Source organism: Ectobacillus panaciterrae DSM 19096 (genome assembly GCF_000430785.1).
In the GTDB taxonomy this organism is placed as follows: Bacteria; Bacillota; Bacilli; order Bacillales; family Bacillaceae_G; genus Ectobacillus; species Ectobacillus panaciterrae.
Map to the genome: position 1 here is coordinate 14,891 of NZ_AUMR01000056.1, position 20,561 is coordinate 35,451.

At 43.3% G+C, this 20,561-nt stretch carries 19 protein-coding genes, 4 tRNA genes and 1 pseudogene; 21 read left to right on the forward strand and 3 right to left on the reverse strand.

All coding sequences use genetic code 11. From position 1 onward, the window contains the following. Positions 1-28: 28 nt before the first annotated feature. Positions 29-898: a Cof-type HAD-IIB family hydrolase gene (locus tag H540_RS0114345; RefSeq protein ID WP_028401263.1), complete on the reverse strand. Its 870-nt coding sequence runs from the start codon at positions 896-898 to the stop codon at positions 29-31. A gap of 220 nt (positions 899-1,118) precedes the next feature. Here H540_RS0114345 and H540_RS0114350 point away from each other — a divergent pair, with 220 nt between their 5' ends. The 10 genes and pseudogenes from H540_RS0114350 (at position 1,119) to cshA (ending at position 12,769) form a co-directional block, all read left to right on the forward strand. Further along, positions 1,119-2,498: an MATE family efflux transporter gene (locus tag H540_RS0114350; RefSeq protein ID WP_028401264.1), complete on the forward strand. Its 1,380-nt coding sequence runs from the start codon at positions 1,119-1,121 to the stop codon at positions 2,496-2,498. A gap of 329 nt (positions 2,499-2,827) precedes the next feature. Then, positions 2,828-3,211 carry an OsmC family protein gene (locus tag H540_RS0114355; protein WP_028401265.1) on the forward strand — a complete coding sequence of 128 codons (384 nt, stop codon included), beginning with the start codon at positions 2,828-2,830 and terminating at the stop codon, positions 3,209-3,211. Positions 3,212-3,734: 523 nt separating this feature from the next. Next, on the forward strand, positions 3,735-4,853 hold the full coding sequence (hppD, locus tag H540_RS0114360) for a 4-hydroxyphenylpyruvate dioxygenase (RefSeq protein WP_028401266.1): 1,119 nt from the start codon (positions 3,735-3,737) through the stop codon (positions 4,851-4,853). 13 nt (positions 4,854-4,866) lie between these two features. Continuing rightward, positions 4,867-5,817: a fumarylacetoacetate hydrolase family protein gene (locus tag H540_RS0114365; RefSeq protein ID WP_028401267.1), complete on the forward strand. Its 951-nt coding sequence runs from the start codon at positions 4,867-4,869 to the stop codon at positions 5,815-5,817. Further along, complete coding sequence (locus H540_RS0114370) at positions 5,783-6,931, forward strand: homogentisate 1,2-dioxygenase (RefSeq protein WP_028401268.1); 1,149 nt, start codon at positions 5,783-5,785, stop codon at positions 6,929-6,931. Before H540_RS0114365 ends, H540_RS0114370 begins: the two co-directional genes overlap by 35 nt. Positions 6,932-7,061: 130 nt before the next feature. Then, a pseudogene (locus tag H540_RS0114375) lies at positions 7,062-7,226 on the forward strand (MDR family MFS transporter); the annotation flags it as partial. A gap of 223 nt (positions 7,227-7,449) precedes the next feature. After that, positions 7,450-8,529 carry a D-alanine--D-alanine ligase gene (locus H540_RS0114380; protein ID WP_034671042.1) on the forward strand — a complete coding sequence of 360 codons (1,080 nt, stop codon included), beginning with the start codon at positions 7,450-7,452 and terminating at the stop codon, positions 8,527-8,529. A gap of 58 nt (positions 8,530-8,587) precedes the next feature. Next, on the forward strand, positions 8,588-9,961 hold the full coding sequence (locus H540_RS0114385; protein WP_028401271.1) for a UDP-N-acetylmuramoyl-tripeptide--D-alanyl-D-alanine ligase: 1,374 nt from the start codon (positions 8,588-8,590) through the stop codon (positions 9,959-9,961). A 57-nt stretch (positions 9,962-10,018) separates the two neighbouring features. After that, on the forward strand, positions 10,019-10,675 hold the full coding sequence (locus H540_RS29760) for a YdeI/OmpD-associated family protein (protein WP_051317116.1): 657 nt from the start codon (positions 10,019-10,021) through the stop codon (positions 10,673-10,675). A gap of 585 nt (positions 10,676-11,260) precedes the next feature. Then, positions 11,261-12,769: a degradosome RNA helicase CshA gene (cshA, locus tag H540_RS0114395; RefSeq protein WP_028401272.1), complete on the forward strand. Its 1,509-nt coding sequence runs from the start codon at positions 11,261-11,263 to the stop codon at positions 12,767-12,769. 100 nt (positions 12,770-12,869) lie between these two features. Here cshA and H540_RS0114400 read toward each other — a convergent pair whose 3' ends face one another. Further along, positions 12,870-13,421, reverse strand: a complete 552-nt coding sequence (locus tag H540_RS0114400; protein ID WP_028401273.1) for a rhomboid family intramembrane serine protease — start codon at positions 13,419-13,421, stop codon at positions 12,870-12,872. A gap of 87 nt (positions 13,422-13,508) precedes the next feature. Between H540_RS0114400 and acpS the strand changes: the two genes are divergently transcribed. From acpS to H540_RS0114430, 6 genes are all read left to right on the forward strand, one after another. Further along, positions 13,509-13,865 (forward strand): holo-ACP synthase, encoded by a 357-nt coding sequence (gene acpS, locus H540_RS0114405; protein WP_028401274.1) that lies wholly within the window; start codon positions 13,509-13,511, stop codon positions 13,863-13,865. Positions 13,866-14,014: 149 nt separating this feature from the next. Further along, on the forward strand, positions 14,015-14,962 hold the full coding sequence (locus H540_RS0114410) for a LolA family protein (RefSeq protein ID WP_028401275.1): 948 nt from the start codon (positions 14,015-14,017) through the stop codon (positions 14,960-14,962). Positions 14,963-15,170: 208 nt separating this feature from the next. Continuing rightward, the gene (gene alr / locus H540_RS0114415) at positions 15,171-16,340 is read left to right on the forward strand and encodes an alanine racemase (RefSeq protein ID WP_028401276.1); all 1,170 of its coding nucleotides are present in this window, start codon (positions 15,171-15,173) and stop codon (positions 16,338-16,340) included. Positions 16,341-16,498: 158 nt separating this feature from the next. Then, positions 16,499-16,786, forward strand: coding sequence for a CopG family ribbon-helix-helix protein (locus H540_RS0114420; protein ID WP_028401277.1), 288 nt, complete (start codon positions 16,499-16,501; stop codon positions 16,784-16,786). Between the two features lie 4 nt (positions 16,787-16,790). Next, entirely contained in the window at positions 16,791-17,141 is a 351-nt protein-coding gene (gene ndoA, locus H540_RS0114425; RefSeq protein ID WP_028401278.1) for a type II toxin-antitoxin system endoribonuclease NdoA, read from the forward strand. 70 nt (positions 17,142-17,211) lie between these two features. Next, the gene (locus tag H540_RS0114430) at positions 17,212-19,377 is read left to right on the forward strand and encodes a Tex family protein (RefSeq protein WP_028401279.1); all 2,166 of its coding nucleotides are present in this window, start codon (positions 17,212-17,214) and stop codon (positions 19,375-19,377) included. Between the two features lie 48 nt (positions 19,378-19,425). On the opposite strand, the gene cmpA is transcribed toward H540_RS0114430, so the two are convergent. After that, positions 19,426-19,536, reverse strand: coding sequence for a cortex morphogenetic protein CmpA (gene cmpA / locus H540_RS33215; RefSeq protein ID WP_155891027.1), 111 nt, complete (start codon positions 19,534-19,536; stop codon positions 19,426-19,428). Positions 19,537-19,631: 95 nt separating this feature from the next. On the opposite strand from cmpA, the gene H540_RS0114440 reads away from it, so the two are divergent. The 5 genes from H540_RS0114440 to H540_RS0114460 all read left to right on the forward strand — a co-directional run bounded on the left by H540_RS0114440 (position 19,632) and on the right by H540_RS0114460 (position 20,560). After that, positions 19,632-20,084, forward strand: coding sequence for a SprT family protein (locus H540_RS0114440; protein WP_028401280.1), 453 nt, complete (start codon positions 19,632-19,634; stop codon positions 20,082-20,084). A 155-nt stretch (positions 20,085-20,239) separates the two neighbouring features. Further along, positions 20,240-20,314: transfer RNA gene (locus H540_RS0114445), tRNA-Asn, on the forward strand. A 3-nt stretch (positions 20,315-20,317) separates the two neighbouring features. Beyond that, positions 20,318-20,408, forward strand: a tRNA-Ser gene (locus H540_RS0114450). A 1-nt stretch (position 20,409) separates the two neighbouring features. Then, positions 20,410-20,481 (forward strand) — tRNA-Glu (locus H540_RS0114455). A 3-nt stretch (positions 20,482-20,484) separates the two neighbouring features. After that, positions 20,485-20,560: transfer RNA gene (locus tag H540_RS0114460), tRNA-Val, on the forward strand. Position 20,561: the final 1 nt, after the last annotated feature.

Genomic DNA, 20,561 nt, shown 5'->3' on the forward strand with positions numbered 1-20,561 from the left:
CCCCTGATTGGATCAGGAGATTTCCGCATTATCGTTGTTCTGTTTTTTGGAGCACATATGTTTTCAATGCATGCGCCACGCCGCTTTCGTTATTGGACAGTGTAACAGCATCGCATATTTCTTTCACTTTTTCTTCCGCATTGCCCATGGCAATGGAAAATCCAGCCGTTTGCAGCATTGGTACATCATTAAAGTTATCGCCCATAGCAATTGTATTTTCTAAAGGAATACCGAAATGCTGAGCCATCGCCCGCAGCCCGTTTCCTTTATGGCCGTTTTCATGCATGACCTCCAGATTGGTAGGAGCTGAAGCGGTGATCATAATGCCGGGCTGCTGCTGCATATTTGCAAGCAATTGCTCCCGCTTTTGTTCATGTAATGTTAAGATGAAGAATTTTTCTACTTCAATGTTATCTGCAAGCAATTCTTCTATATCATCATAAAACTGAATAATGTTAGATTTTAGCTGACGCTCTGTTATGCGTTCAATTTCTTCCAATGTAAAGGAATGCGTATGAGAAGTGCCGCCTTCAAACGCCTTAATGACCTTCTCTTTCCAGTCTCTCGGTACGAAGATTCCCTTGTTTGTATATAGCTTATATGGAAAAGCGCCTTTTTCTAATAGATCGGAAAGTGTAAAAACAGTTTGTTTTGGCACATATGCAGCCTGAAGTACAGCACCTTCCACATATACAACAGACCCATTGCTCGCGCCAATTGGGCAATTCAAATCATAACGGTCTAAAAATTGAAGAATATCGCTCTTCGCTCGACCGGAACAAATCATAACGACATGTCCCTCTTCTTGTGTCTGCCGGATTGCTGCTAAATTTTGCTCGGAGATTTCCAGTTCCTCAGACAATAAGGTGCCATCCATATCAATTGCAATTAATTTCACTTCAATCACGCTCCTTAGCTTCTATCATACATGACTGTTGGCGCTCTGTAACCATTTGTGCACAAATGACATATGTATCCGCTTTCTTATGAAGGGGCGGCAGATTATTTGCATATTATAACTATTTTAACGATGATACATATATGTATTCTTGAGAGGAAGGAAAGACTATTTTCGTGCTCTCGGGCATGTTAGGAAAAATAGAAAAGGAGGAAATCTAATGGAACAAGCAAAAGCGAAGCAACGTCCCGTTTTAACGGAAGGACCGATTGCAAAAACGCTGTTTTTCTTTTCGCTGCCAATTCTTTTAGGGAACGTGCTGCAATCTTTAAACGGTTCTATCAATTCCATTTGGGTCGGAAAGTTCTTGGGAGAGCAGGCGCTGGCCGCAACGTCTAACGCCAACATTATTTTGTTTTTCTTATTAAGCTCCATCTTCGGCATCGGAATGGCTGCAACCATTCTTGTCGGGCAGAAGGTGGGTGCGCAAAACGTACCCGATGCAAAGCGAGTGGTCGGAACAAGTGCGGTGTTTTTCGCGTCTCTTTCATTGGTGGTGGCACTGATTGGTCTTGTATTCTCTTCAACGATTTTAGATTGGATGAATACGCCTGCTGATGCGAAGGATCTTGCAGTCGCATATACACGCATCCTATTTGCGGGTGTTCCATTTATGTTCGTATATAACTATGTCATGACTATTTTGCGCGGTTCCGGTGATTCCAAAACACCGTTTTATTTTCTTATTTTGTCAGTTGCTTTGGATATCGGACTGAATCCGGTTTTTATTTTCGGATTAGGACCATTCCCGGAGCTCGGTATATCCGGTTCTGCACTGGCTACGTTCATCGCGCAATTTGTAAGCTTGATTGCCTTAATAATCTATCTGTATCGTAAAGAGTATTTCCTGCGCATTACAAAAAATGAAATGCATTTTCTGCGCGTGGATTGGGGCATTATAAAAATCCTTGTTCAAAAAGGCATTCCAATGGGGCTGCAGATGATTGTTGTTTCCTCCAGTGCACTTGGATTATTCAATATTATTAATACATTCGGTTCAGAAGCGACAGCGGCATTCGGGGCAGCTTCCCAGCTCTCGAACTACGTACAAATGCCTGCGATGGCGATAGGCGGTGCTGTTACTTCAATGGCAGCGCAAAATGTAGGAGCAGGAAAATGGGGCCGTGTGCACCGTATTACTTTGATAGGTGTCGCATTTAACGTATTGCTGACAGGCGCTCTTGTCGGACTGATTCATATATTCAACCGTGAGGCGCTGCTGTTGTTCCTTCCTGCGACAGGAAATGCGGTTGATATCGGTATTCATATTAACAATGTAACGCTCTGGTCCTTCATCCTGTTCGGTGTTATGTTTGTCGTGTCAGGCGTTGTTCGTTCTACCGGTGCGGTGATGATTCCGTTATTGATTACTTTCATCGCTCTGTGGGTTGTCCGGACGCCGCTTGCTTACTATCTTGGCAAAACGTTTGGCTTAGATGCCCTATGGTGGAGCTTTCCAGTCAGTTTTACGATTGCGGTGACATGCAACGTTTTGTACTATCTATTCGGAAATTGGAAAGGAGCTAAAATGGTAAGATAGCGGCGGCGAAATCCGCCGCTTTTTTATTCGATTTTCTTAGGTTTTATATATCCAATTTTTTGAAAGATAGTTGCTTTTTAACTTGGAGAGACTCAAAATAATAGAGGGGAAAGTTATATATACAAGTGAATAAAAAAACCCATCTTTTTATAGTAGGGAGAGATTAAAAGACGTGCAGAAGCGGTCAAACCTTTGGAGTGGTTCATGCAAGGGTAAATGAGAGAGAAGAAGCATACCATACTCCCTCTTGGTTGCACATAGCACATGGAAATATCGAAATGATAATTCACTTATATATAGACCAACAAATGAATCAGGGGGGAAATTAAATGATTTTTAAAATGCAGGAAGTCGGTTTTAGAACAGAAACAGAATATGGGGAATTGCAAGTGGCAGGCAACAGCGATTTCGGCTTTCGCCCGTATCAGCTTATGACAGCTTCGATTGCTGTTTGCAGCGGCGGCGTCATGCGTACGATTTTAGATAAAAAGCGCATCGCGTATGAAGATATCACGATTCAAGCAGAAGTTGAGCGGAATGAAAAGGAAGCGAACCGCATTACGAAAATCGCTCTGCACTTTATTATCCGTGCAAGAGGAGTAACGAGGGAGCAAATGGAAAAGGTCATGCATTTGACTGCTAAGAATTGCTCTATGGTACAGTCGGTAAAAGACAGCATTGAGATTGTAGAAACGTTTGAAATTATAGAGTAATAGTAAGTCCTGATGCAAATTTGCGTCAGGATTTTTTTGTAGAATTAAGAAAGTATATATGTAATTGACTTATAGATTCAGCATACAGTTGAAGTTTGGATAGTAAATGTGTGAATTTGGATAGTAAATGCATCATTTCGGATAGTAAATGGTCCAAGTTGGATAGTAAACGGTGCAAGTTGAGAGATGCAGCGTGAAATGTTGAAGAAATTAGTCAGTTATATATAGCTTAGTTTAAGTGAGCCAGCTCCGCTTTTCGTGTGTCGAATTTTTTTATGAAATTTAAGAAGGACTTTAGCGAAAAAGACAGAACCCTTTAATTTGTAGCTGTCTGCCATTTTGAATGATTTGAAAAAAGGAGGGGTGTCAGAGAAATCTGGCTTTCTTTCATGCTGTAAATGTAAGCGCTTTCTGTCATAAAGACTGTTGCAAAACATATATTGGTTCTAAAAAACAAAATGAGAGGGGAGGACTGGTTGGTTTAAGATGTTTTTATACATTTTAAATTAACCAGGATGAGATGATGAAAAAAAAATCTGTAGATGCTGCAATGAAGCAAACAGAGGATTTCTTTCCAGTTCGTGATGTGGATTATTTAGAAATGTATGTAGGAAATGCCAAGCAAGCATGCCACTATTTTATAAAGGCATTTGGATTCCGTCCTGTAGCATATTCAGGGTTAGAGACAGGACATCGCGAGCGAGTATCTTATGTGCTTGTACAAAAGAATTTGCGCCTTGTTTTATCAGGAGCGCTTTGTGAAAATCATCGTATCTCTGAGTTTGTAAAAAAGCATGGAGACGGTGTAAAAGATGTTGCTCTTCTTGTAGATGATTTAGAAAAAGCATATACGGAAGCTGTAAATCGCGGCGCTATTGCAATCGAGCCGCCGGTGGAATTATCTGATGAAAACGGCACATTAAAGAAAGCTGTTATCGGTACATACGGCGATACGATCCATACTTTAGTAGAGCGCAAAAACTATAAAGGCACATTTATGCCTGGCTACAAGCCTATCGAACTATCTGTTCCGTTTGAGGAAACAGGCTTGATTGGCGTGGACCATGTGGTAGGAAACGTAGAGAATATGGAAGAGTGGGTGAGCTATTACGAAAACGTAATGGGCTTCAAACAAATGATTCACTTTGATGATGACGCTATCAGCACAGAATATTCTGCGTTAATGTCCAAAGTTATGACAAACGGAAGCCGTATCAAATTCCCAATCAATGAGCCGGCGGAAGGAAAGCGCAAATCTCAAATTCAAGAATACCTGGAATTTTATAACGGTGCAGGGGTTCAGCACTTGGCGTTTCTGACAAACGACATTATTAAAACGGTATCCGCTCTTCGCGCAAACGGTGTGGAGTTCTTAGAAACGCCTGCATCTTATTATGAAAAGCTGACAGAGCGTGTGGGAACAATTGATGAAGAAATTGAAAAGCTGAAGGAATTGAAGGTTTTAGTGGACCGCGATGATGAGGGCTACTTACTGCAAATTTTCACAAAGCCGATCGTAGACCGTCCGACGTTGTTTATTGAAATTATTCAACGCAAGGGCTCCAGAGGATTTGGAGAAGGAAATTTTAAAGCGCTTTTTGAAGCAATTGAGCGCGAGCAAGAGCGCCGCGGCAATTTGTAAAGGAGAGGTTAGTATGAAGTTTGTAACGTTTCGTACTTCTTCAGGAGACATGAGGTCGGGATGGATCGAGGGAGAGCAAATTATAGATATGAACATTGCAAGCAGCGGCCGCTTGCCTTCTCGCATGCTCGATTTTCTTGAGCATGCCGAGGAATATATGGAGGTCATCCGCGGGATGTCGCTTCCGATGAAGGGGATACACGGCTTATCGGAGGTTTCGTTCTGTGCTCCGCTTCCGAATCCAGGAAGCATTCGAGATTTTTACGCTTTTGAACAGCATGTAAAAACGGCGCGCGGTCATCGCGGCCTTCCGGTTGTGCCGGAATGGTATGAGGTGCCGGTATTTTATTTTACGAATCATCGTGCTGTTATCGGACCGAATGATTCCGTGTCGCGTCCAAAAGGCTCGCAAAAGCTCGATTATGAACTGGAGATCGCTTGTATCATTGGAAAAGAAGGAAGAAATATTTCTCGTAAAGAAGCGGACGAGTATATTTTCGGATACTGTATTTTAAATGATTGGAGCGCACGCGATTTGCAGGTGCAGGAAATGAAAGTAGGATTAGGACCGGCCAAAGGAAAAGATTTTGCTACCTCAATCGGCCCGTATATTGTAACGAAAGATGAATTGGAATCATACCGCCATGGGCAGCGATATGACTTAAAGATGACAGCACGTGTGAACGGAGAATTGCTGTCACAAGGAAATTTTAAGGATATCCACTATACATTTGCCGAAATGATTGAACGTGCGTCAGCAAATGTCACGCTCTATCCCGGAGATGTGATTGGCTCAGGCACAGTAGGAACGGGCTGCATACTAGAGCACGGAACCGGGTGCTGGCTGCAGCCTGGAGATACGGTAGAGCTCGAAGTGACAGGTCTTGGCGTACTGCGGAATGCGGTGAGAGAAGAAACGGGGGATGAAGATGTATTACCGTCGTATGGGAGAACTTCCTCGTAAGAGACACGTGCAGTTTCGCAAGGAGGACGGAACGCTTTACCGTGAGCAGGTAATGGGAACAAAGGGCTTTTCGGGAACGCAGTCGATTTTGTATCACCACCATATGCCGACTGCGGTTGCAAAAGCTTCTATTGCAAGCTCCTGCAAGGTAGAGTTTGAAGAAAACAAAGAGCTTTCACATCGTCATTTTCGGACGAAAGCATATAGAGAAACAGGAGATGCCGTGAACGGGAGACATTTTCTTTTAGGAAATGAGGATTTGTTGATAGGAGTAGTGAATCCGACAGAGAACATGAATGACTTTTATCGAAATGGTAACGGGGATGAAATGCTGTTCATCCATCATGGGAGCGGAAAAATTGAAACGATGTTCGGCACGATTTCCTATCGAAGCGGAGATTATGTAGTCATTCCAATCGGTACCATTTACCGTGTGCTGCCTGATGAAGGCGATTCTAAGTTCTTAGTAGTAGAGGCCAACAGTCAAATTACAACGCCGCGCCGCTACCGCAATGAATATGGGCAGCTCTTGGAGCACAGTCCGTTTTGTGAGCGCGACATCCGGGGTCCGGAAGTGCTGAAAACGCACAATGAAAAGGGAGAATTCACCGTTTTGACAAAATCGCGAGGCGCTCTTCATAAGCATGTGCTGCAGCACCACCCGCTCGACGTTGCAGGATGGGACGGGTATTTATATCCATGGATATTCAATATTGAAGATTTCGAACCGATTACCGGCCGCATTCATCAGCCGCCGCCGGTTCATCAGACGTTTGAAGGACATAACTTTGTCGTGTGCTCCTTCGTGCCGCGTTTATATGATTACCATCCGGAGGCGATTCCGGCTCCGTACTACCACAGTAACGTCAACAGCGACGAGATGCTGTACTATGTAGAAGGCAATTTCATGAGCCGCAAAGGCGTGGAGGAAGAATCTATCACCCTTCATCCAAGCGGTATCCCGCATGGACCGCATCCAGGTAAAGTGGAAGCGAGCATAGGCAAGAAAGAAACCATTGAGCTGGCTGTTATGATTGATACATTTCGTCCGCTGAAAATTGTACAGCATGCGCAGGATTTAGAGGATACACAATATATGTACAGCTGGATTTAAGGAGGTGCTTCTTTTGGTGAATCCTAGCGATTTGCCGGAAGAAGTGCCTTTTTTTATTTATAAAAACATTCTAAATTTGTAATAAAATGGATCAGTTTTCTATCGTAAGAGAGAAAAACGGGGGGATTACATGAAAAACACATTTCAAGAACTAAAGGCAATGGATCGGAATGTTTGGATCCGTTTCTTTGGAGAGACGCTCAATGGCATTGCGATGATGATGCTAATGCCGTTCTTTGCACTGTACTTAAAGGATAAGGTAGATTCTTTGGTTCAAGTCGGCTGCTTGATTGCAGGAATCGTATATGCATCAATGGACCGCCTTGTTGAACATCGCGCGGAGCATGCGTTACAGCAAAGCTCATAGGTTGGAACGCAACAATTCAATCTTACATATAATTAGGTAAATAACTAGAAAAATAAGGATATATTCGCTTTACTTGCAAACAGTCCCTGTGCATTTTTATAAAAAGTGCTACAATAGAAAGATGAAAAAAATGAGTAAGGTGGTTTCTTACATGAAAACAAAGCTAGGTTTACTATACGGAGGAAAATCAGCGGAGCACCAAGTTTCTCTGCAAACGGCTCTAGCTGTTATCAAAGCATTAGACCGCGAAGCATTCGATGTGTATCCAATTTATATTACAGAGCAAGGACAATGGGTAAAAGGCGAGCGTCTTGAAGGTGAAGTAACAGATATTAAAGCCCTTCAAATGACAGCAGGCGAAAATGCCATTTCTCCTATTACATTAAGCAGCGAAATGGTGCCGGCCGGTGCGCAAGAAGAAACAGTGGATGTCGTATTCCCACTTCTGCATGGGCCAAACGGAGAAGACGGTACAGTACAAGGGATGCTTGAACTGATGAACATTCCTTATGTCGGAAACGGCGTGCTGGCTTCTGCAGCAGGCATGGATAAGGTTGTAATGAAAAATATTTTTGCGCAGGCGGGTCTTCCGCAAGCGAATTACGTATGGTTCATTCGCCGTGAATGGGAAAAAGATCGTACAGCTGCTTACGAAAAGGTAGAAGAGGCACTAGGGTATCCGTGCTTCGTAAAACCTGCAAACTTAGGTTCAAGTGTAGGGATCAGCAAATGTAAAAACCGCGAAGAACTAGAAGCGGCATTTGAAGAAGCATTCCAATTCGATCGTAAAATTATTATCGAAGAAAATATCACAGGCCGTGAAATTGAAATCGGCGTATTAGGCAACGATGAACCGCAATGCTCTGTAGTCGGCGAAATCGTACCGAAAAAGGAATTTTATGACTACAAGGCTAAATATATGGATGGAGATACAGCTCTAATTATACCTACAGAAGTAACAGAACAAGAATATGAAATGATTCGTGAATATGCAATTCGCGCATTCAAATCATTAGACGGTGCCGGATTAACAAGAGCAGACTTTTTCTTAACGAAGGATGGTCAAGTGTATATTAATGAGGTAAACACAATGCCTGGCTTTACGCCATTCAGCATGTTCCCGCTCTTATGGCAGCATTCTGGCGTATCTTATCCGGAATTAATTAAAAAGCTAGTTCATTTAGCGATTCAGCGCCACGAAGAAAAGCAGCAAATCAAGTACACAATCTAACAAGAGGAGAAGCACTATTCAGGTGAATAGTGTTTCTTCCGTGTAAGGGGAGATTCGTATGATCAGACGAACTTTGTCAGAAGTACAGCAAATGGTGAACGGCACAGGCTTAGATGAAAAATGGAACGACGTATGTATACATGGTGTATCTATTGATTCACGCAAGGTGGAACGAGGAAACTTGTATGTGCCGATTCAAGGCGAACGCTTTGACGGTCATTCTTTTGTGTCGAGTGCATTGAGCAATGGCGCTGCGGCAACGCTTTGGAAGCGTGACATGCCAAACCCGCCTGCTGATATGCCTGTCATCTTCGTTGAAGATACATTGCAAGCATTACAGCAATTCGCGCAAAGCTATCGCAATCAGTTGAACGTAAAGGTAATCGGCGTAACGGGAAGCAACGGCAAAACGTCAACAAAGGATATTTTGACGAGCATTCTGGCTGAAAAATTCAAGGTGCAAAAAACAGAAGGTAATTTTAACAACCATATAGGTATGCCGCTTACAATTTTGCGTCTGAAAGAAGACACGGAAATGGCAGTGCTGGAGATGGGAATGTCGGGTTTCGGGGAAATTGAATTTCTCTCCAAGCTTGCCCGCCCGGACGCAGCTATTATTACCAACATTGGTGAATCTCATTTAATGGAGCTCGGTTCGCGTGACGGCATTGCGCAAGCGAAGCTGGAAATTGTGACAGGTTTGCAGGAAGACGGTTTGTTTGTCTATAACGGAGATGAATCGCTGTTAACAAACAGAGTAAGCAAAATGAATATAGCTGCGAAAGTTGTCACGTTCGGAGATGCTTTCGAAAATGACTATCATCCGACCCATATTGAGATGAAAGCAACAGGAACAGAATTCACAATCAATCGCGCACCTGGTTCCTTCTTCTTAGCTGCATTAGGAAAGCATAATGTATATAACTCCTTGGCATGTATGGCTGTTGCAGAGTTTTTCGGCGTATCGTGGGAACAAATGAGAACAGGTCTGGCAGAGCTGGAAATGACACGCATGCGCATGGAAGTGGAAAAGACTGCAGGCGGGCTGACTATCATCAATGATGCTTATAATGCAAGCCCGACTTCCATGAGAGCGGCACTTGCTTTTATGAAGGATTTAAACGGATACGGAAAGAAAATTGTTGTTTTAGGCGACATGCTGGAGCTTGGCGATCAGGAAATACAGTTCCATTATGAAGTGGGACAGGATATCAACTCGGAAACAGCGGATTATGTATTTGCATACGGAGAACTTGGTGTCCATATCGCGCGCGGCGCAGGAGAGAATTTTGCGGCTGGCCATGTAAAAGCGTATACCGATAAAGAAGCGCTTGCGAAAGATTTAAAAGCTATCGCGTCTAAAGAGGATGTTGTGCTTGTCAAAGCATCCCGCGGAACGAAGCTTGAAGACGTCATTTCTTTGATAAGATAACACAAACGGTAAGGCCTTTTACGGTCTTACCGTTTTCTGCGAAAAGGAGCGTATCATATGTACGAAGCTGTCATCAAAAAACTTCGCATTCCGGAGGACGAGCCGATTCTCATTCTGCAGGCCCCGTCCGAATATTTAGATGATATAAGAGCATTGCTGGGAGAAACAGAAGTACATACAGAATCAAAACAAGATAAATATAACTTTGTGCATCTGTTTGTATCCAGTATAGCAGAACTGGAAAAATGGGCGCCTGCAGCAATTGCAGCCGCCGCGTACGATAAGCTGCTGTGGATTTCGTATCCAAAGAAAAGCGGGAAAATTAAAACGGATATTAACCGCGATGCAGGATGGGAATTAGTTATGCAAGCCGGCTGGGAAGGAGTGTCCCTTATTTCTATCGATGAAACATGGTCTGCGCTTCGCTTTCGTCCTGCTGAACAAATTTCTGTGACTCGTAAGTCTTCAATTGGTGTAAAAAAGACAATTTCTGAGAAAACTGAGAACAGGGAGTTGGAAATGCCAACGGAATTAGAAGATTTACTCAATCAAAAAGAGGACGCAAAGCTGTTTTTCCAATCATTATCGTACACGTACAAAAAAGAATACATTCAGTGGATTACAAGTGCCAAGCGGGAAGAAACGAAGAGAAAACGTTTACAGCAAACAATGGAAAAGCTGGAACAAGGAAAGAAAGGTCCGTATTCAAAATAAGTAAAAGATGGAGTTTGCTTTTTCTCTGTACAAAACTTATAATGGTTAGAGTACAACAGATCGTATTTCCAGTATTTCTCTTTCGAAAATTTCGCCTCAGAGCGAAAGAGTTTGACTTTGCGTAAGCAAGGGCATTTTCCGTTTGGAGAATGCCTTTTTCAGTGGATAGCTATAAGTAATGAATCCTCCCTTATATGTAAACGAAACGAATCTTCGTTTTAAACCGGGGGCTTCTAACGTGTCACCTTAAAAAGACAGGTAATGCTGGCGGAGTGACACGTTGACGGACTAGAACCCGCCCAACTTCTCTATCCCCTTAGCGATTACCGTTGGAAATATTTTTTCCTAGCTTCAGGCTAGGCAGTATGAGCATGTTATGCAGCGTTTCTTGCTTGCATCTATCTATGTGAAATTTTAAAAGGCAGCATGTTTCATACTAGAGCATCTGTTTTATTTTGATTTTTAGACAGTTGGATATGTCGATTGTCTATACTGTTTAACGCCCTTTTAACATTGGGCTATGCCCTGTGTGCATCTTAAGAAAGAGTACGCTTGGCTATTTTTGATAGAAAAGGAGCATTAACATTGACAACATTTAGAGAATTAGGATTAAATGAACAATTACTCAACTCCGTAGAAAAGATGGGATTTGAGGAAGCAACGCCAATTCAGGCACAAACGATTCCGGTTGCTTTAGAAGGATCAGATATCATCGGACAGGCACAAACAGGTACGGGAAAAACAGCAGCGTTCGGTTTGCCGCTATTACAAAAAGTAAATACAAGCAATGACAACATTCAAGGTATCGTTATCGCGCCGACTCGTGAGCTTGCGATTCAGGTTTCAGAAGAGCTTTACAAAATCGGTTTTCATAAACGAGTACGTATCTTGCCTATTTATGGCGGTCAAGACATCAACCGTCAAATCCGTGCTTTAAAGAAGCATCCTCACCTGATCGTAGGAACTCCAGGTCGTATTCTAGACCATATTAATCGCAAAACAATTCGCCTGCAAAATGTAGAAACAGTTGTATTGGATGAAGCGGATGAAATGCTGAACATGGGCTTCATTGAAGATATTGAAGCGATTCTTACAGATGTACCGGAAGATCACCAAACACTTCTGTTCTCCGCTACAATGCCAGAACCGATTCGCCGTATCGCAGAGCGCTTTATGACAGAGCCAAAGCACATTAAAGTAAAAGCGAAAGAAGTTACAATGCCAAACATCCAGCAGTTCTATGTAGAAGTGCAGGAGAAGAAGAAATTTGATATTTTAACTCGTTTACTTGACATTCAATCTCCAGAGCTTGCAATCATATTCGGCCGTACAAAGCGCCGTGTAGATGAATTGTCAGAAGCATTGACGCTTCGCGGCTATGCAGCAGAAGGTATTCACGGTGATTTGTCACAAGCGAAACGCCTATCTGTATTAAAGAAATTTAAAGAAGGTTCTATCGAAGTCCTCGTTGCGACAGATGTAGCTGCGCGCGGATTGGATATTTCCGGCGTTACACACGTATACAACTTCGATATCCCGCAAGATCCAGAATCCTACGTTCACCGTATCGGACGTACAGGACGCGCAGGAAAAACAGGCCTTGCGATGCTGTTTGTAACACCGCGTGAAGTGGGACAATTAAAGAATATTGAACGCACAACGAACCGTAAAATCGACCGTATGCAGCCGCCGACTTTAGATGAAGCGTTAGAAGGACAACAACGCTTGATTGCAGAAAAGTTAGCAAGCATCATCGAGAGCGGTGACAACCTGTCTTACTACAAACGTATGGCAGAAGAGCTTTTAGAAGAGCACGAGTCCGTAACAGTAGTGGCGGCAGCTTTAAAAGCAATGACAAAAGAGCCGGATGATACACCGATCAAACTAACAGATGAGCCGCCGGTAGTAAGCAGAGACCGCAACCGCGGAAGAGGAGATCGCGACCGCAACCGTAACCGTGGTGATCGCGACCGTAACCGTGGTGATCGTGACCGTAACAGAAACCGTAAAGGCGGTCCTCGCAAAGAGCAAGGCGGCCAATACGGACGTACAGAAAATCGCAGCCGCAGCCGTAAGCCATCTGCAGCGAAGTAATAGCAGTAGAAAAAGCAGCTTCTTAGGAGGCTGTTTTTTTTGTTCAAAGATAAGAAAGTATAAAAATCGGGATATTTTACCTCAAGTGAAGCTTGCTCTTTCATTTTTTATACAAAAAAGGCGTAAATAGCCCCCCGGCAAGCAGTCCGCCCAAATGAGCAATTATATTTGTATTCGGCCCAAAGAATGTGGCCGTGACCAAAAGAGCTAAAGCAAATACAAGAAGAATTTGTTCGCGGCTATAGCGATGCCGCTCCGTATAAAACATATAGAGCTGAGCCCCAAGCAGTCCAAAAATCGCTCCGGATGCACCAGTATGAACAAAGTTAACTGGCATCACCAAAAAAGTGAGAATGTTTCCAGCGATGCCTGCCGCAAAAAATAAAAGGAGAAAACGTATCTTGGTAAGCCGTATCTCAAGAAAACTCCCAATGGCAAACAGACAAAGGCTGTTTCCTACAAGATGCGAAAAGCTATAATGAATAAATAATGAGGTAGCAAGCCGCCACCATTCTCCGTGCGCGAGGCATTGGTTACAGCCGACCCCTGCAAAAAGCAGGGGATGAATGAGCCATAATGAGAGCTGAAGAATGAGAAGGCATGTTGTGACAGGCGGGAAGCGAAAAGCGGCGCGAGAACCGAATATCATCATTCTTCCACTCCTTTTGCAAAAGGCTGTTTGTCTGCTACTCTAACAATATGTAAATAAGAAATGAAATAGAAGAGAAGGGGAGCAGACATGATTATTGGAACAGGGATAGATATTATTGAGCTTGAACGCATTGAAAAGCTGATGGAACAGCAGAAGTTCATAGACCGAATTTTAACAGAACGGGAGCAGGAAGCTGCTTTTCGTTTACACGGTCAGCGAAAAGTTGAATTTGTAGCGGGGCGCTTTGCGGCAAAAGAAGCATATTCTAAAGCTGCGGGAACCGGTATTGGAAAAGAAGTCAGTTTTTTAGATTTGGAAATTTTGAATGATGAGAGGGGAAAACCTGTTTTAACAGCGCCGGTTTCTCATATCGTTCATGTTTCTATCAGTCACAGCAAGCAGTTTGCAGTAGCACAAGTAATTCTCGAAAGCTCGTCAAGCTAGTCTGCATATTCCTAAACCTCGTCTCATATATTTGAGTAGCGGCAGGGGAGATTTCCGCTTATTTATGAGACAAAGGGGTTGAAGAGATGAAGAGACGGCTGTTTGCAGTGCTGCTTGGACTGTTTACAATCTTTGCTTTAACGGGCTGTATGCAAAAGAGCAAGGAGGACGTCGTTAGGGATCTAGATGCAAAGGTAAAAAAGATGACAGGGTATCAGGCGGAGGCAAAGCTGTCCATCAAGACAGGTGCCGAGTTGCAGGAGTATGACGTGGATATTTGGCATAGTAAGCCGACATATTATCGCGTGAATTTAAAAAACTCCAAAAAAGACCAAAGTCAAATTATCTTGCGTAATGCTGACGGTGTTTTTGTACTAACGCCTGCTTTAAACAAGAGCTTTCGTTTCCAAAGCGACTGGCCGCAAAACAGCAGCCAATCGTACTTGTATGAATCTCTTGTACGCGACGTTTTGAAGGATAAAGAAGCGACGTTCAAAAGCACGGACGATTATTACGTATTCCAGACGAAAACAAACTATCAAAATCATAACATGATTCCGAAGCAGGAAATCACCTTCAGTAAAAAGGACTTGGCGCCTGTAGGGGTAAAGCTGATGGATAATGACAGCAATGTCCTTGTTGAAGTGAAGTTTTCTAAGGTTAAATTTGATGCAAAGTTTGATAAGGGTGCGTTTGATATGAAGAAAAACATGTCCGGCGCACAAATGGAAGTGCCTACAGCGGCAAAAGAAGATAAGCCATTCGCTATTTTATATCCGAATGATGTACCGAAAGGCATGAAGCAAAAAGAGGAGAAGCAGCTGCAAACAAGCAATGGCAAACGCGTTATTTTGACGTATGGAGACAGCAAGAAATCCTTTACGTTAATTCAAGAAAAAGCGAAGGCTGCACCAACAAGTGCGCCGATCAGCGTGAGCGGTGAACCGGTTGATTTAGGCTTTACGGTAGGAGCTCTGACGGAAAACTCTGTAACGTGGGCGCATAACGGAGTGGACTATACGCTGGCTGCAAAAGGGCTGACGCCGGATGAACTGTTGACGGTAGCTCGTTCAGTGTATGAGAAGGCTTCGAAGTAACCAAAAACGTGACGGGTTTTTCCGTCACGTTTTCTGTTGTTGAAGTAAGGAAGGGAGGCGTTTGAAGAGCTGAACGAGCCGGTTGCGCTTTTCTTAGAGTTGACAATTGGAGTGCGTAGGTCAATAATCAATGATAGATTGCAGCAAAAAAAAACTGCGAATATATAAGAATAAGCATTGCATATCGTATAAGGGAAGTGTTCTTCAAATGAAAGGGTCATCGTTTTACCGAGACACGTGGGTAGAAGTAGACTTGGACGCTGTTTACGAAAACGTAAAACATGCGAAAGATTATATGCCAGAGGATGTAGAACTGATTGCAGTTGTAAAAGCAAATGCCTATGGTCATGGAGATGCTCCTGTGGCAAGAACGGCGCTTGACGCAGGTGCAACACGTCTGGCAGTCGCTTTTTTGGATGAAGCGCTGTCGCTTAGAGAAGCAGGAATTACGGCGCCGATTTTAGTGCTTGGGGCAACTCGTCCTGAGGATGTGAATATTGCAGCTTTGCACCGTATCACACTAACAGTATTTCAAGCGGAATGGCTGGAGCAAGCAAAACGCGTATGGGAATCTGCTGAGCCTTTGCATCTGCACTTTAAATTTGACAGCGGAATGGGACGAATTGGCATTCATACAAAAGAGGAGCTGGCAGCTTGTATAGAAGCTTTACGGGATGCGTCTTCTTTTGAGCTTGAGGGAGCCTTCACCCACTTTGCCACAGCGGATGAAATCAATACAGCTTATTTTGAGAAGCAATATAAGCGATTTTTAGAGCAATTACAATGGCTTGAAGAAATGAAAGGGCGTCCGCAGCTTGTGCATTGTGCAAACAGCGCGGCAGGCCTGCGCTTTGCGGATCGTGTCTTCAATGCGGTTCGGATTGGGATTGCGATGTATGGTCTGACGCCTTCACCTGAAATTAGCCACCTTCTTCCGTATTCACTTCAAGAAGCATTTTCACTTCATAGTAAAATTGTACATGTGAAGCAAGTGGAGGCCGGTGAAAGCATCAGTTATGGAGCAACCTATACGACAAGCAGCCAAGAGTGGATTGCAACAATTCCAGTTGGTTATGCCGATGGGTGGACGCGAAAACTTCAAGGGTTTGAAGTGCTTGCCGATGGGGTACGTGTTCCGATTGTAGGGCGTATTTGTATGGATCAGCTAATGATTCATCTTCCCTATGAAATGGGAGTGGGTACAAAAGTTACGCTTATTGGCAAGCAAGGGCAAGAGCACGTAAGCATGGATGACGTTGCGGCTTACCTGAAAACCATTAACTACGAGGTTCCTTGTATGGTTAATTTCCGCGTGCCGCGTGTATTCCGCAAGGGCGGCGCAGTCGTAGAAATTGAAAACCTATTAGCAGAACGATAAAAATATCAGTATGCATGAATGTTTTATTTTCCAGTTGGAAAACATAAACAAGAAGTCAGGAAGTCTTTGCAACATACCCCATACAATGGTATTATTAAAATAGGTGTCAATATATATATAAAATCGGTGTGTGTAGTTGATGTTGGAGGTGTATCTTTGTGTCCGAATCAAGTGTAACGACAGAAATCGTTGTTCGTTTGCCTAAGCAAATAGTATCAGAATTAGACGGAATCGGAAAACAAGAGAATTGCAACCGAAATGAACTTATTTATGAAGCAACAAAAATGTTTTTGCGCCAACATAAAACAAAGAAGCGCTATCAACATGAGTCCATAAGACGTGGATATATAGAAATGGGAGAAATTAACCTAAACATTGCCTCTGAATCCTTCCTAGCGGAGTATGAAGCAGCTCATACGGTAGAACGCTTAGTTAGCGGGGGGTAATCCTTTGATTGTAAAGCGCGGCGACGTGTATTTTGCAGACCTTTCCCCAGTTGTTGGTTCTGAGCAAGGCGGGGTTCGCCCTGTATTGGTTATCCAAAACGACATCGGAAACCGATTTAGTCCTACTGTTATTGTAGCAGCCATTACAGCACAAATTCAAAAAGCCAAATTACCTACTCATGTAGAAATCGACGCGAAAAGGTATGGGTTTGAGAGAGATTCTGTTATTTTGTTAGAGCAAATTCGAACAATTGATAAGCAACGCTTAACGGACAAAATCACTCACTTAGACGATGGTATGATGGGTCGTGTAGATGAAGCTCTGCAAATTAGTTTGGGACTTATAGATTTTTAACTCATCGGTGAAGTTGCTCTTTTAGAGGGCAACTTTTTTTATTAAGGAGGGAATTTAATTGCAAGCACAAATGGAAAATATGAAACAGCACCTAATAGAAACCATTGCAAAAGAACTTGGTATCATAAAAAAATATGTACATAATGTAATTCAGCTGACGGAAGAGGGGAATACCCTTCCGTTTATTGCCCGCTACCGAAAAGAGTGGACAGGTTCCATGGATGAAGTGCAAATTCGCGCCATCTTAGAGAAATGGCAATACGCTTTAAATCTCGAAAGCAGAAAAGAAGAAGTTCTTCGTCTTATTGAAGAAAAAGGAAAGCTTACAGAAGAGCTTCGTTTGCAAATTACAAAGGCAACAAAATTGCAAGAGGTAGAAGACTTATACCGTCCATATAAAGAGAAAAGAAGAACAAAAGCAACGATTGCAAAAGAAAAAGGACTAGAGCCGTTGGCACAGTGGCTTCTGAATCTTCCGAAGCACGCTGATGTTCCTGCTAAAGCAAGGGAGTTTATAAACTCGGAAAAAGAAGTGACGACAGAGGAAGAAGCGTTGCAAGGAGCAAAGGACATCATTGCGGAGCAGATTTCCGATGAAGCAGCTTATCGGAAATGGATTCGAGATGCAACGTTCCGAAAAGGAAGTATCTCTGCATCTGTCAAGGATGAGGAGAAGGATGAAAAGAACGTATACGAAATGTACTATAATCATTCTGAATCAATTCAAAAGGTTGTGCCTCACCGCGTATTGGCTATGAATCGGGGAGAGAAAGAAGACATATTGAAAATTGCGATTGTTCCGCCTTCCGAGGAGATTGTGCAGTACTTACAGACAAGAGTAGTGAGATATCCTTCCTCACCGACAGCTGTATATGTACAAGAGGCAATAGAAGATAGCTATAAGCGCCTGATTCAGCCTTCCATCGAACGCGAGATTCGCAAAGAGTTGACAGAAAAAGCAGAAGAACAGGCCATTCATATTTTTTCTGAAAATCTGCGTAACCTATTGCTGCAGCCGCCGATGAAGGGCAAGACAGTTCTTGGTGTGGACCCGGCTTATCGTACAGGCTGTAAACTTGCAGTAGTAGATGACACAGGAAAAGTGCTTTATATTGATGTCATTTATCCGCATCCGCCAAAAGCGAAGCCGGCAGAAGCGAAAGAGAAATTCAATTCGATTTTAAAAAAATATGATATTGAAGTGGTAGCGGTTGGAAACGGAACAGCTTCTCGGGAAACAGAGCAGTTCGTTGTGGATATTTTAAAAACGATGGATCGAGATATTTTCTATATTATAGTAAATGAAGCAGGCGCGAGTGTATATTCTGCTTCTGACTTAGCGCGGGAAGAGTTTCCCGATCTGCAGGTAGAGGAGAGAAGTGCAATCTCTATCGCACGCCGTTTGCAGGATCCATTGGCGGAATTGGTGAAAATTGATCCAAAATCTGTAGGTGTCGGCCAATATCAGCACGATGTATCACAAAAGGAATTAAACGAATCTCTTACATTCGTTGTAGAAACTGCAGTAAACCAAGTCGGCGTAAATGTAAATACAGCCTCTGCTTCTCTATTGCAATATGTATCCGGTCTATCAAAAACAGTAGCGAAAAATATTGTAAAGCAGAGAGAAGAAAGCGGGAAATTTACAAGCCGCACGCAGTTGAAAAGTATTCCGCGTTTAGGAGCGAAAACATACGAGCAATGTATCGGCTTTTTGCGCGTGCCAGAAGGAAAGAATCCATTAGATCATACAGGCATTCACCCTGAACGATATAAAGATGTAGAAAGTTTATTAAAGCAGCTTAGTCTTACAACAAAGGATTTAGGAACAGATCGATTAAAGAGCGCGTTAGAAGTGATGGATATCTTGGCTTTATCGCAAGAAACGGGCATCGGAGAACCAACGCTTCGAGATATTGTAGATGCGTTGATTCGGCCGGAGCGCGATTTGCGTGACGAACTGCCGAAGCCTCTGCTGAAAAAAGATGTTCTGCAGCTTGAGGATTTAAAGCGCGGCATGGAGCTTGAAGGCACCGTCCGAAATGTAGTAGACTTTGGTGCATTTGTGGATATTGGCGTGAAGCAGGATGGGCTTGTTCATATCTCCAAGCTCAGCAATCGTTTTGTAAAGCATCCGCTTGATGTTGTATCTGTCGGGGAAATTGTGAAAGTTTGGGTAGATGGAGTAGACGCGAAAAAAGGGCGGGTTTCCTTATCCATGCTGCCTTTGGAATAGAGATGATAAGGGAGTGGAGCAGTTGGGCACTCCCTTGTCCTTGTTTTATCAGTTTTTTATTTTTTTATAATAAAACCAACATTCGTTCAGAAGTCTGATTTGATAACGATTTTTTTCATAATAAGCGCGGCGTATCTGTTTTTGCAGCCAGCTTGGCATAGACATCCCTCCTTTTTGAAGTAGAGATGGGTATATGTACAGTATATGCACAGGACAACGGAAGAGTGTAAGTTTTTGTGAGGGGGATGAAAGGAATGAACGAAACTGCGCTGCAGCAATTGGTAGAACAAGTGTCTCTTCAATATTTTGGTAAACCTTTTTGGCACAAGGCATCCTTCAATAAACGTCTTCGCACGACAGGGGGCAGGTATCTGCTGCGGAGTCATAATATAGAGTTGAATCTGCATTATTATGAAACCTTCGGAAAGGAAGAGCTGATCGAGGTCATCAAGCATGAACTTTGTCATTACCACCTCCATCTAGAGGGAAAGGGTTATCAGCATCGCGATGCTGATTTCCGTCAGCTGCTGAAAGAAGTGGAAGCGCCGCGTTTTTGCAAAAAGATACCCGGAACGCAGAAAACGACAAAAGCGCTGCGGTATGAGTATAAGTGCACAGCTTGCGGCTGCTGCTATATCCGAAAGAGAAAAATGGATACGAATCGCTACGTATGCGGAAGGTGCAAAGGCCAGCTTGTAAGCATATAAAAATATCTTGACAGGCAAGGAGCAATTCAGTATAGTATAAACGTGTCACGTTAGTCATAACGAGCATAAAAATTGTTAATAAGGCATTGACTTGTTAACGAAGCTTTTGTAAAATATAAGAAGTCTCTCAATGATATGGAGATAACTTATTTTATTCCGCAATAGCTCAGCGGTAGAGCAATCGGCTGTTAACCGATAGGTCGTAGGTTCGAATCCTACTTGCGGAGCCATACAGAGAAGTACCCAAGTGGCTCAAGGGGCTCCCCTGCTAAGGGAGTAGATCGCTAACGCGGTGCGAGGGTTCGAATCCCTTCTTCTCTGCCACGGCCCGTTGGTCAAGCGGTTAAGACACCGCCCTTTCACGGCGGTAACACGGGTTCGAATCCCGTACGGGTCATATGGAGGATTAGCTCAGCTGGGAGAGCATCTGCCTTACAAGCAGAGGGTCGGCGGTTCGAGCCCGTCATCCTCCACCAT

Excerpts from the sequence above, each read along its gene's own strand:
- H540_RS0114350 (WP_028401264.1), top strand. The coding sequence starts at position 1,119 with ATGGAACAAGCAAAAGCGAAGCAACGTCCCGTTTTAACGGAAGGACCG.
- H540_RS0114355 (WP_028401265.1), top strand. The coding sequence starts at position 2,828 with ATGATTTTTAAAATGCAGGAAGTCGGTTTTAGAACAGAAACAGAATAT.
- hppD (WP_028401266.1), top strand. The coding sequence starts at position 3,735 with ATGAAAAAAAAATCTGTAGATGCTGCAATGAAGCAAACAGAGGATTTC.
- H540_RS0114365 (WP_028401267.1), top strand. The coding sequence starts at position 4,867 with ATGAAGTTTGTAACGTTTCGTACTTCTTCAGGAGACATGAGGTCGGGA.
- H540_RS0114370 (WP_028401268.1), top strand. The coding sequence starts at position 5,783 with ATGTATTACCGTCGTATGGGAGAACTTCCTCGTAAGAGACACGTGCAG.
- H540_RS0114380 (WP_034671042.1), top strand. The coding sequence starts at position 7,450 with ATGAAAACAAAGCTAGGTTTACTATACGGAGGAAAATCAGCGGAGCAC.
- H540_RS0114385 (WP_028401271.1), top strand. The coding sequence starts at position 8,588 with ATGATCAGACGAACTTTGTCAGAAGTACAGCAAATGGTGAACGGCACA.
- H540_RS29760 (WP_051317116.1), top strand. The coding sequence starts at position 10,019 with ATGTACGAAGCTGTCATCAAAAAACTTCGCATTCCGGAGGACGAGCCG.
- H540_RS0114400 (WP_028401273.1), bottom strand. The coding sequence starts at position 13,421 with ATGATGATATTCGGTTCTCGCGCCGCTTTTCGCTTCCCGCCTGTCACA.
- acpS (WP_028401274.1), top strand. The coding sequence starts at position 13,509 with ATGATTATTGGAACAGGGATAGATATTATTGAGCTTGAACGCATTGAA.
- H540_RS0114410 (WP_028401275.1), top strand. The coding sequence starts at position 14,015 with ATGCAAAAGAGCAAGGAGGACGTCGTTAGGGATCTAGATGCAAAGGTA.
- alr (WP_028401276.1), top strand. The coding sequence starts at position 15,171 with ATGAAAGGGTCATCGTTTTACCGAGACACGTGGGTAGAAGTAGACTTG.
- H540_RS0114430 (WP_028401279.1), top strand. The coding sequence starts at position 17,212 with ATGGAAAATATGAAACAGCACCTAATAGAAACCATTGCAAAAGAACTT.
- cmpA (WP_155891027.1), bottom strand. The coding sequence starts at position 19,536 with ATGCCAAGCTGGCTGCAAAAACAGATACGCCGCGCTTATTATGAAAAA.
- H540_RS0114440 (WP_028401280.1), top strand. The coding sequence starts at position 19,632 with ATGAACGAAACTGCGCTGCAGCAATTGGTAGAACAAGTGTCTCTTCAA.